Consider the following 11,192-nt stretch of genomic DNA (forward strand, 5'->3'; position numbering starts at 1 on the left):
GTGGCAGAATTAGGCCATCCCCCTCAATTAACAAGGATACGTTGTGAACGGTGAATTGATCTGGGTTCTTTCATTACTGGCGGTTGCTATCGTCTTGTTTGCGACTGGCAGAGTGCGTATGGATGCGGTCGCTTTGTTTGTCATTGTTGCGTTTGCATTAAGCGGTACGCTGACCGTCCCTGAAGTGTTTTCCGGTTTTTCCGATCCTAACGTGGTACTGATCGCCGCCTTGTTTATTATTGGCGATGGTTTAGTCCGCACGGGTGTCGCCACTGTAATGGGGACATGGCTGGTTAAAGTGGCAGGCAACAGTGAAATCAAAATGTTGGTTTTGTTGATGCTGACCGTTGCGGGCCTTGGCGCGTTTATGAGTTCAACGGGCGTCGTCGCTATCTTTATCCCTGTGGTGTTAAGCGTCGCTATGCGCATGCAAACGTCGCCGTCGCGCCTGATGATGCCGTTAAGTTTTGCCGGGCTGATCAGCGGCATGATGACGCTGGTGGCAACGCCACCTAACCTGGTGATTAACAGTGAATTGCTGCGTGAAGGCTATCATGGTTTTAGTTTCTTTAGCGTAACCCCCATCGGCCTGGTCGTACTGGTGCTGGGCATCTTGTATATGTTAGTGATGCGTTTCATGCTGAAAGGGGATGCCCAGACCCCGCCGCGCGAAGGCTGGACGCGTCGTACCTTCCGCGATCTTATCCGTGAATACCGACTTACCGGGCGCGCGCGTCGCCTGGCCATTCGTCCCGGTTCGCCGATGATTGGCCAGCGACTGGACGATCTCAAATTACGTGAACGTTATGGCGCTAACGTCATCGGTGTTGAACGCTGGCGGCGTTTTCGTCGCGTTATTGTGAACGTGAACGGGGTTTCTGAATTCCGGGCGCGTGACGTTTTGCTTATTGATATGTCTGCGGCTGATGTCGATCTCCGACAATTTTGTAGTGAACAATTGCTGGAACCGATGGTGCTGCGCGGCGAGTATTTTTCCGATCAAGCCCTTGATGTTGGCATGGCGGAGATTTCATTAATTCCTGAGTCTGAGTTGATTGGTAAATCGGTGCGCGAAATTGGCTTTCGTACGCGCTACGGACTGAATGTGGTGGGCCTGAAACGCAACGGCGTGGCGCTAGAAGGTTCGCTGGCGGATGAGCCTCTGCTGCTGGGCGATATCATTCTGGTCGTCGGTAACTGGAAGCTTATCGGTATGTTGGCAAAACAGGGCCGCGACTTCGTGGCGCTGAACTTACCGGAAGAAGTGAGTGAAGCATCGCCTGCGCACAGTCAGGCACCCCATGCCATTTTCTGTCTGGTGTTGATGGTGGCGTTAATGCTGACTGATGAAATCCCTAATCCCATCGCGGCTATCATTGCCTGCCTGCTGATGGGGAAATTCCGCTGTATCGATGCTGAAAGCGCCTATAAATCCATTCACTGGCCGAGCATTATTTTGATCGTTGGGATGATGCCGTTCGCGGTAGCGCTACAGAAAACAGGCGGTGTCGCGCTGGCGGTGAAAGGGTTAATGGACATCGGCGGCGGTTACGGGCCGCATATGATGCTTGGCTGTTTGTTTGTCTTGTCGGCGGTGATTGGTTTGTTTATTTCGAATACGGCAACGGCTGTGTTGATGGCGCCGATTGCGCTGGCCGCGGCTAAAACAATGGGCGTCTCGCCGTATCCATTTGCCATGGTGGTGGCGATGGCAGCATCCGCCGCCTTTATGACGCCAGTTTCCTCACCGGTTAACACGTTGGTTTTAGGGCCGGGAAATTACAGCTTTAGTGATTTTGTGAAGCTGGGAGTACCGTTCACCGTTATTGTGATGGCGGTTTGCGTGGTGATGATTCCGATGCTGTTTCCGTTTTAACGAGAGCCCGATGCGACGCTGGCGCGTCTTATCAGGCTGCGTCGGCTGGTATCTGTCTGCTTACAGCGGCGAATCCTGGCTAATCTCATCGAGCGATAGTTGGAAGCTGGGAACAAAGACTTCAATGAAGTAGTCCATCTCCTGGCTGCGGCGCGCTTCAAGCGTCGCTTCCAGCCGCGTTTTTGCCAGCAAAAATTCATTATTTCCGGCTGCGAGCTCTTCCAGACATTTCAGATAGGCACAAAGTGCATCAGCCTGTTTCACCAGCGACTTTTCTTCATCGCTATACGCATTTTCATCGATTAATGGCGCGAAAATATCCCGCAACTCCTCCGGAACCATATCGACCAGCTTTTGTTGGGCGATTTTTTCAATGGCTTTGTATTCCTGAGCGATTTGCGAGTTGAAATATTTCACTGGGGTAGGGAGATCGCCGGTGAGCACTTCAGAGGCATCGTGGTACATCGCCAGCAGAGCGATGCGTTCAGCGTTGACATTTCCGCCAAACTTACGGTTTTTAATAGCAGCCAGCGCATGGGCGACCATCGCCACCTGCAAACTGTGCTCAGACACATTTTCTGTCCGTACATTGCGCATTAACGGCCAGCGGTTAATGAGTTTCAGACGGGAGAGATGGGCAAAAAAATGGCTCTGCTTCATAACGACCTTGCGTGTGATGACTTCATGAGATCATTGTGGGGGGATAACACTGCCGGATGCAATCTCCGGCAGTGAATTTAAGATTACAGCTGATGATAGCCAGAAAGGAAACGAGCGAATTTACTTAATGACAGTTCGATATCATCAACGCGCGGCAGCGTAACTATGCGGAAGTGATCCGGCCACGGCCAGTTAAAAGCCGTCCCCTGAACCAGCAGAACTTTTTCCTGTAACAGGAAGTCCAGCACCATCTTCTGGTCGTCGTGAATATTAAAACGTTTGGCGTCGATTTTTGGGAACATGTACAGCGCGCCGCGTGGCTTCACGCAGGAAACGCCTGGAATGTCGTTAATCAATTCCCATGCGCGATTACGCTGCTCGTAAAGACGCCCGCCTGGTAAGATAAATTCACTGATACTCTGATAGCCGCCCAATGCGGTCTGAATCGCGTGTTGTGCGGGAACGTTGGCGCAAAGTCGCATTGAGGCCAGCATCTCCAGACCTTCGATGTAGCCTTTGGCGTGTTTTTTCGGCCCGTTCAGCACCATCCAGCCCTGACGGAAGCCTGCCACGCGATACGTTTTCGACAGACCGTTAAAGGTAATGGTCAGCAGGTCAGGCGCCATCGCCGCGATCGAGTGATGCTCGGCGTCGTCGTAGAGAATTTTGTCGTAAATTTCATCGGCGAAGATAATGAGATTATGCTGACGCGCAATCTCCACAATTTCCATTAAAAGCTCTTTGGAATAAACCGCGCCGGTAGGGTTGTTCGGGTTGATAATAACGATACCGCGCGTACGAGGCGTAATTTTAGCGCGAATATCATCAAGGTCCGGAAACCAGTCAGAGGACTCGTCACAAAGGTAGTGCACCGCTTTACCGCTGGAGAGCGAAACCGCCGCGGTCCATAGTGGGTAATCAGGTGCAGGAACCAACATTTCATCCCCGCTGTTCAGCAAGGCCTGCATTGCCTGAACGATAAGCTCCGATACACCATTGCCGATGTAAATATCTTCCACGGTAACATCACGCATGCCTCGCGCCTGATAGTGCTGCATGATGGCTTTACGCGCAGAGTAGAGGCCTTTTGAATCACAATAGCCCTGAGCGGTCGGGAGGTTGCGTATCACGTCAACCAGGATCTCATCAGGAGCGTCAAAACCGAACGGGGCTGGGTTGCCGATGTTCAGTTTCAATACCTTGTTACCTTCTTCTTCCAGGCGTTTTGCTTCTTTCAGCACCGGACCACGGATGTCATAACAGACATTCTCTAACTTGCTGGATTTTTCAATGGGTGACATGAATCTTGACCTTTTTTGCTGTTATCGCCACTCCCTGCCGTGGAAGTCAGCTTAGAACAATGTACTCCCCCGAGGCGGTGTTTTGAAGTTCTGCAGAACAAGATTTTGCGAGAGTAAAAGAAGGGAATGTGCTGTTAATAACTTAATAATCGTTAAATATTGAGATGCATATGCTTAATGATTTGTGTTTTGTAGTGATTTATTCTAAGTATTAATCTAATGCATAGTTTTTTGTCTGGTAGATAAATGTGCGAATTTCCTTTGATTTAAGAAATCACGAACATAACATATTCATGATATTTTCATTATAAGTGAAACATTAACAGAGTAGTGATTGCCGAAGTGTCGTATAGGTGATGACGTGCGAAACTATTGTTAAGCGTAATTAATGAATGCAGGGTGTGCTAATTAATTATTATTTAATATTCAAAAAGGTTTTGTTGTGCTTATTAATAATAGAAGATTACTTTGCCTAACATAACATAACTTTGCATCAGATAATTCGCAATGGCCCTTATAAATAAATGGGTTTTAGGGTAAAATGCTCGCTTAAATGACGGAACCCCCACTTTTGATGCAGACAAATCATCGCCGCTTATGCGTGTTCACGCTGGGTTGGCGCCGCTTTGCTAGTAGTGGAACAAGGATCAACATTTACATTTACGCAAACACTCGCATGTCATAAATAGAAAAGAGTGAGTAACTTAATAGATATGCGATTCCTGAAGATATATTCTGTGAACTACTTCAGGCATTATAACGGAACAATGTGAGTCGTTCTTATTAGTGCAACTCATATGCATTTTAACTTTCATCCAGACTTCCGGATGAAACTGCCAGGGAGGCACATTACAAATGGAATTGCTTGTTTGTGTGTGCACAGCATTAACCAGCTCAGTATGAGCCGCCAGTAAGTGATAATATATGATAAGTGCAAATCGTCCGATAATTAACCTCGACCTCGATCTGCTGAGAACATTTGTTGCTGTTGCCGATCTGAACACTTTTGCTGCCGCAGCTGCCGCCGTGTGTCGTACTCAGTCCGCTGTTAGTCAGCAAATGCAACGTCTTGAACAACTCGTTGGGAAAGAACTGTTCGCTCGGCATGGTCGTAACAAACTGTTAACTGAACATGGCATTCAGCTTCTTGGCTATGCCAGGAAGATCCTGCGTTTTAATGATGAAGCTTGCTCATCATTGATGTTCAGTAATCTTCAGGGCGTGTTAACAATCGGCGCTTCAGATGAATCTGCTGATACGATCTTACCTTTCCTGCTTAATCGCGTGAGTTCGGTTTATCCGAAACTTGCGCTGGATGTCCGCGTTAAGCGTAATGCTTACATGGCAGATATGCTGAAGTCCCAGGAAGTGGATTTAATGGTTACCACAAATCGTCCTGATACCTTTAAGGCGTTGAACCTGAGAACTTCTCCAACGCACTGGTATTGCGCTGCGGAATACGTATTGCAAAAAGGCGAGCCGATCCCTCTGGTGTTGCTGGATGATCCTAGTCCGTTCCGCGATATGGTTCTGGCAACACTCAATAAAGCAGATATTCCATGGCGTCTGGCTTATGTCGCCTCCACGTTGCCGGCGGTCCGTGCTGCCGTGAAAGCGGGATTGGGTGTAACGGCCAGGCCGGTTGAGATGATGAGTCCGGACCTGCGCGTCTTGAGTGCTGTGGACGGTTTACCACCACTGCCAGATACCGAATATTTGCTCTGCTATGATCCGTCCAGCGGTAATGAACTGGCCCAGGTGATATATCAGGCTATGGAGAGTTATCAGAATCCATGGCAGTTCAGCGCGACAGGAGCTCATGAAGGGGATGATTCTCTGTTAATTGAAGGCGATTACGAATAATTGCCTGGTACCAGGTAACCACATTTGTAAAAACAAGCCACTGATGTTTTTTTGAACGTCAGTGGCTTTTTTTTACAATAAATGATGACGACTTTTCCTGATTTTGAACAAATGTGTTCGTTTTTCAACCGACCTCCATTCTCTATACGCGCGAACAAAAAATCGCCTGATAAAAATCTCCTGCTACAATAATGTTAAAAAATACGTGAACTTGTTGCTGTATTTTTGTTATGGATTAACAAAAGCGTGTCACAGATCAAGAAAATACTCTCTTTTAGGGGGAGGAATCGACACAAATTCCTGTCAAAATAGGCCCGTATTTTTTCCATTGCTTCACAACGGACACGATTCAACAACATCTAATTTTCCTGGAGTCGTCAATGATCTGGGATGAAGAGCATTAAATGCAAGGGTTGTTGGTATTATGTAAATTAATGTGAAGAAGCTTTTGTTAAAGTTGACAAAAGGTTATAGAAAGGGGTAAAAGACCACATCAATTCACTGTATAAAATTGTTATTACAGTAGTTGTAAGGTTTTTTTTATTCCTCCCCATGAATCGATGTGGCGTCCATCTGCCGTGAAGAGCAGTGAATCTGGCGCTACTTTTGATGAGTAAGCAATGAGTATGTCAACATCCACTGAAGTCATCGCTCATCACTGGGCATTCGCTATCTTTCTTATCGTTGCCATTGGCCTGTGTTGCCTGATGCTGGTAGGCGGTTGGTTTTTAGGCGGTCGCGCACGCGCGAGGTCGAAAAACGTGCCGTTTGAATCCGGTATCGACTCGGTCGGCTCCGCCCGCTTACGCCTGTCCGCCAAATTTTATCTGGTGGCCATGTTCTTCGTTATCTTCGACGTTGAAGCGCTGTATCTGTTCGCATGGTCAACCTCTATCCGCGAAAGCGGCTGGGTAGGCTTTGTGGAAGCTGCAATTTTTATTTTTGTGTTACTGGCAGGTCTGGTTTATCTGGTGCGTATTGGCGCGCTGGACTGGACGCCCGCGCGTTCACGCCGCGAGCGTATGAACCCGGAAACGAACAGTATCGCTAATCGTCAACGCTAACCGCGAGGCATTAAGATGGATTATACGCTCACCCGCATAGATCCCAACGGTGAGAACGACCGTTACCCCCTGCAAAAGCAGGAGATCGTAACCGACCCTCTGGAGCAAGAAGTTAACAAAAACGTGTTTATGGGCAAGCTCAATGACATGGTTAACTGGGGTCGTAAAAACTCAATTTGGCCGTATAACTTCGGTCTTTCCTGCTGTTACGTTGAGATGGTGACTTCGTTTACCGCGGTGCATGACGTGGCGCGTTTTGGCGCAGAAGTATTGCGTGCTTCGCCGCGTCAGGCTGACCTGATGGTGGTGGCAGGAACCTGCTTTACAAAAATGGCACCGGTTATTCAGCGTCTTTATGACCAGATGCTGGAACCAAAATGGGTTATCTCAATGGGTGCCTGTGCCAACTCCGGCGGTATGTACGATATTTATTCCGTTGTGCAGGGCGTCGATAAATTCATCCCGGTTGATGTGTATATCCCGGGCTGCCCGCCGCGTCCTGAAGCGTACATGCAGGCACTGATGCTGTTGCAGGAATCTATCGGTAAAGAACGTCGTCCGCTCTCCTGGGTGGTTGGCGATCAAGGCGTTTATCGCGCCAATATGCAATCAGAGCGCGAACGCAAGCGCGGTGAACGCATTGCCGTAACCAACCTGCGTACACCTGACGAGATTTAATTTGCGCCTGTCGGCAAAGGGATTTTTCTTCGCTTATTCCTAAATCTATTTCGCGAAGCTTACTGCGCCGACAGTCACCACGGACCATTTGCAATGGTGAACAATATGACCGACTTAACCGCGCAAGAACCCGCCTGGCAGACCCGCGATCATCTTGATGATCCGGTGATTGGCGAACTGCGCAACCGTTTTGGGCCGGATGCCTTTACTGTTCAGGCGACTCGCACCGGGGTTCCCGTTGTGTGGATCAAGCGTGAACAATTACTGGAAGTTGGCGATTTCTTAAAGAAACTGCCGAAACCTTACGTCATGCTGTTTGACTTACACGGCATGGACGAACGTCTGCGCACACACCGCGAAGGGTTACCTGCCGCGGATTTTTCCGTTTTCTACCATCTGATTTCTATCGATCGTAACCGCGACATCATGCTGAAGGTGGCGCTGGCAGAAAACGACCTGCACGTACCGACCTTTACCAAACTGTTCCCGAACGCTAACTGGTATGAGCGTGAAACCTGGGATCTGTTTGGCATTACTTTCGACGGTCACCCGAACCTGCGCCGCATCATGATGCCGCAAACCTGGAAAGGTCACCCGCTGCGTAAAGATTACCCGGCGCGCGCTACCGAATTCTCGCCGTTTGAGCTGACCAAAGCCAAACAGGATCTGGAGATGGAAGCCCTGACCTTCAAACCGGAAGAGTGGGGGATGAAGCGCGGCACCGAAAACGAGGACTTCATGTTCCTCAACCTTGGTCCAAACCACCCGTCGGCGCACGGGGCTTTCCGTATCGTTTTGCAACTCGATGGCGAAGAGATTGTCGACTGCGTACCCGACATCGGCTACCACCACCGTGGCGCTGAGAAAATGGGCGAACGCCAGTCCTGGCACAGCTACATTCCGTATACTGACCGTATCGAATATCTCGGCGGCTGCGTTAACGAAATGCCTTACGTGCTGGCGGTAGAGAAACTGGCTGGGATCACCGTGCCGGATCGCGTTAACGTCATTCGCGTAATGCTCTCCGAACTGTTCCGCATCAACAGTCACCTGCTCTATATCTCGACCTTTATTCAGGACGTCGGCGCAATGACGCCAGTGTTCTTTGCCTTTACCGATCGGCAGAAAATTTACGATCTGGTGGAAGCAATCACTGGTTTCCGTATGCACCCGGCGTGGTTCCGTATTGGCGGCGTAGCGCATGACCTGCCGCGTGGCTGGGATCGCCTGCTGCGTGAGTTCCTCGACTGGATGCCGAAACGTCTGGCGTCTTACGAGAAAGCGGCGCTGCAAAACACCATTCTGAAAGGTCGTTCCCAGGGCGTTGCCGCCTATGGCGCGAAAGAGGCGCTGGAGTGGGGCACCACTGGCGCGGGCCTGCGTGCTACCGGGATCGACTTCGACGTGCGTAAGGCGCGTCCTTATTCTGGCTATGAAAACTTCGACTTTGAAATCCCGGTGGGTGGTGGTGTTTCTGACTGCTACACCCGCGTAATGCTTAAAGTGGAAGAGCTGCGCCAGAGTCTGCGCATTCTTGAGCAGTGCCTCAACAACATGCCGGAAGGCCCGTTCAAAGCGGATCACCCGCTGACCACGCCGCCGCCGAAAGAGCGCACGCTGCAACATATCGAAACCCTGATCACCCACTTCCTGCAAGTGTCGTGGGGTCCGGTGATGCCTGCCAATGAATCCTTCCAGATGATTGAGGCGACTAAAGGGATCAATAGTTACTACCTGACCAGTGACGGCAGCACCATGAGTTATCGCACCCGTATCCGTACGCCAAGTTATGCGCATTTGCAGCAAATTCCGGCGGCGATCCGCGGCAGCCTGGTGTCTGACCTGATTGTTTATCTGGGCAGTATCGATTTTGTTATGTCAGATGTGGACCGCTAATTATGCACGAGAATCAACAACCACAAACCGAGGCTTTTGAGCTGAGTGCGGCAGAGCGTGAAGCGATTGAGCACGAGATGCACCACTACGAAGACCCGCGTGCGGCGTCCATTGAAGCGCTGAAAATCGTTCAGAAGCAGCGTGGCTGGGTGCCGGATGGCGCGATCCACGCGATCGCCGATGTGCTGGGTATTCCGGCGAGCGACGTCGAAGGTGTGGCAACGTTCTACAGCCAGATCTTCCGTCAGCCGGTAGGCCGCCATGTGATCCGTTATTGCGACAGCGTGGTTTGTCACATCAACGGTTACCAGGGCATTCAGGCGGCGCTGGAGAAAAAGCTGAACATCAAACCAGGGCAAACGACATTTGATGGCCGCTTTACGCTGCTGCCAACTTGCTGCCTGGGGAACTGTGATAAAGGGCCAAACATGATGATCGATGAGGACACTCACGCGCATCTGACCCCGGAAGCGATCCCTGAACTGCTGGAGCGGTATAAATGAAAAACATTATCCGTACTCCCGAAACGCATCCGCTAACCTGGCGTCTGCGTGATGACAAACAGCCAGTATGGCTGGACGAATACCGCAGCAAAAACGGTTACGAAGGCGCGCGTAAGGCGCTGACCGGGCTGTCTCCGGACGAGATCGTTAATCAGGTTAAAGACTCTGGTCTGAAAGGGCGCGGCGGTGCAGGCTTTTCAACTGGCCTGAAGTGGAGCCTGATGCCGAAAGACGAATCCATGAACATCCGTTACCTGCTATGTAACGCCGATGAAATGGAGCCTGGCACTTATAAAGACCGTCTGCTGATGGAGCAACTGCCGCACCTGCTGGTGGAAGGCATGCTTATTTCCGCGTTTGCGCTGAAAGCCTACCGTGGCTACATCTTCCTGCGTGGCGAATATATTGAAGCAGCCGTGAATCTGCGCCGTGCCATTGCCGAAGCGACCGAAGCGGGTCTGCTCGGTAAAAATATTATGGGAACAGGTTTTGATTTTGAACTGTTCGTCCATACCGGGGCAGGGCGCTATATCTGCGGTGAAGAAACGGCGTTAATCAACTCCCTGGAAGGGCGTCGCGCTAACCCTCGCTCAAAACCGCCATTCCCGGCAACCTCCGGTGCATGGGGTAAACCAACCTGCGTCAACAACGTCGAAACTCTGTGTAACGTTCCGGCGATCCTCGCTAACGGCGTGGAGTGGTATCAGAACATCTCGAAAAGTAAAGATGCTGGCACCAAGCTGATGGGCTTCTCCGGTCGGGTGAAAAATCCGGGCCTGTGGGAACTGCCGTTCGGCACCACCGCGCGCGAGATCCTCGAAGATTACGCCGGTGGTATGCGTGACGGTCTGAAATTCAAAGCCTGGCAGCCAGGCGGCGCGGGCACCGACTTCCTGACCGAAGCGCACCTTGACCTGCCGATGGAATTCGAAAGTATCGGTAAAGCGGGAAGCCGTCTGGGTACGGCGCTGGCGATGGCGGTTGACCATGAGATCAACATGGTGTCGCTGGTGCGTAACCTGGAAGAGTTTTTCGCCCGTGAGTCCTGCGGCTGGTGTACGCCGTGCCGCGACGGTCTGCCGTGGAGCGTGAAAATTCTGCGTGCGCTGGAGCGTGGCGAAGGTCAGCCGGGCGATATCGAAACACTTGAGCAACTGTGTCGATTCTTAGGCCCGGGTAAAACTTTCTGTGCCCACGCACCTGGTGCAGTGGAGCCGTTACAGAGCGCCATCAAATATTTCCGCGAAGAATTTGAGGCGGGAATCAAACAGCCGTTCAGCAATACCCATTTGATTAATGGGATTCAGCCGAACCTGCTGAAAGAGCGCTGGTAACCGAATTTCGATTAACG

The 11,192-nt window shown here is 50.7% G+C and carries 9 protein-coding genes; 7 read left to right on the top strand and 2 right to left on the bottom strand.

What is annotated here, in order from left to right:
- The first annotated feature begins 43 nt into the window (after positions 1-43).
- Entirely contained in the window at positions 44-1,876 is a 1,833-nt protein-coding gene (locus FEK66_RS10900; protein ID WP_130207223.1) for an SLC13 family permease, read from the top strand.
- Between the two features lie 60 nt (positions 1,877-1,936).
- Here FEK66_RS10900 and yfbR read toward each other — a convergent pair whose 3' ends face one another.
- Positions 1,937-2,536, bottom strand: a complete 600-nt coding sequence (gene yfbR, locus FEK66_RS10905; RefSeq protein WP_130207221.1) for a 5'-deoxynucleotidase — start codon at positions 2,534-2,536, stop codon at positions 1,937-1,939.
- Between the two features lie 83 nt (positions 2,537-2,619).
- Positions 2,620-3,837 carry an alanine transaminase AlaA gene (gene alaA / locus FEK66_RS10910; RefSeq protein ID WP_064526608.1) on the bottom strand — a complete coding sequence of 406 codons (1,218 nt, stop codon included), beginning with the start codon at positions 3,835-3,837 and terminating at the stop codon, positions 2,620-2,622.
- A gap of 924 nt (positions 3,838-4,761) precedes the next feature.
- Between alaA and lrhA the strand changes: the two genes are divergently transcribed.
- From lrhA to nuoF, 6 genes are all read left to right on the top strand, one after another.
- Positions 4,762-5,700, top strand: a complete 939-nt coding sequence (gene lrhA, locus FEK66_RS10915; protein WP_130207219.1) for a transcriptional regulator LrhA — start codon at positions 4,762-4,764, stop codon at positions 5,698-5,700.
- 620 nt (positions 5,701-6,320) lie between these two features.
- Positions 6,321-6,764, top strand: coding sequence for an NADH-quinone oxidoreductase subunit NuoA (gene nuoA, locus FEK66_RS10920; RefSeq protein WP_000062997.1), 444 nt, complete (start codon positions 6,321-6,323; stop codon positions 6,762-6,764).
- 15 nt (positions 6,765-6,779) lie between these two features.
- A complete protein-coding gene (gene nuoB, locus FEK66_RS10925) occupies positions 6,780-7,442 on the top strand; it encodes an NADH-quinone oxidoreductase subunit NuoB (protein WP_000386733.1) in 663 nt (220 codons plus the stop codon).
- A 93-nt stretch (positions 7,443-7,535) separates the two neighbouring features.
- The gene (gene nuoC, locus FEK66_RS10930) at positions 7,536-9,338 is read left to right on the top strand and encodes an NADH-quinone oxidoreductase subunit C/D (RefSeq protein ID WP_000247878.1); all 1,803 of its coding nucleotides are present in this window, start codon (positions 7,536-7,538) and stop codon (positions 9,336-9,338) included.
- Between the two features lie 2 nt (positions 9,339-9,340).
- Positions 9,341-9,841 (top strand): NADH-quinone oxidoreductase subunit NuoE, encoded by a 501-nt coding sequence (gene nuoE / locus FEK66_RS10935; RefSeq protein ID WP_000545042.1) that lies wholly within the window; start codon positions 9,341-9,343, stop codon positions 9,839-9,841.
- A complete protein-coding gene (nuoF, locus tag FEK66_RS10940; RefSeq protein WP_000789507.1) occupies positions 9,838-11,175 on the top strand; it encodes an NADH-quinone oxidoreductase subunit NuoF in 1,338 nt (445 codons plus the stop codon). The genes nuoE and nuoF overlap by 4 nt, the downstream gene beginning before the upstream one ends.
- The last annotated feature ends 17 nt before the right edge of the window (positions 11,176-11,192 follow it).

The sequence above is a fragment of the Escherichia sp. E1130 genome (genome assembly GCF_005781065.1).
Taxonomy (GTDB): Bacteria; Pseudomonadota; Gammaproteobacteria; order Enterobacterales; family Enterobacteriaceae; genus Escherichia.

What these genes read in the sequence shown, in the direction of transcription:
- nuoA (WP_000062997.1), top strand. Translation starts at nt 6,321, where the DNA reads ATGAGTATGTCAACATCCACTGAAGTCATCGCTCATCACTGGGCATTC.
- yfbR (WP_130207221.1), bottom strand. Translation starts at nt 2,536, where the DNA reads ATGAAGCAGAGCCATTTTTTTGCCCATCTCTCCCGTCTGAAACTCATT.
- nuoB (WP_000386733.1), top strand. Translation starts at nt 6,780, where the DNA reads ATGGATTATACGCTCACCCGCATAGATCCCAACGGTGAGAACGACCGT.
- lrhA (WP_130207219.1), top strand. Translation starts at nt 4,762, where the DNA reads ATGATAAGTGCAAATCGTCCGATAATTAACCTCGACCTCGATCTGCTG.
- alaA (WP_064526608.1), bottom strand. Translation starts at nt 3,837, where the DNA reads ATGTCACCCATTGAAAAATCCAGCAAGTTAGAGAATGTCTGTTATGAC.
- nuoC (WP_000247878.1), top strand. Translation starts at nt 7,536, where the DNA reads ATGGTGAACAATATGACCGACTTAACCGCGCAAGAACCCGCCTGGCAG.
- nuoE (WP_000545042.1), top strand. Translation starts at nt 9,341, where the DNA reads ATGCACGAGAATCAACAACCACAAACCGAGGCTTTTGAGCTGAGTGCG.
- nuoF (WP_000789507.1), top strand. Translation starts at nt 9,838, where the DNA reads ATGAAAAACATTATCCGTACTCCCGAAACGCATCCGCTAACCTGGCGT.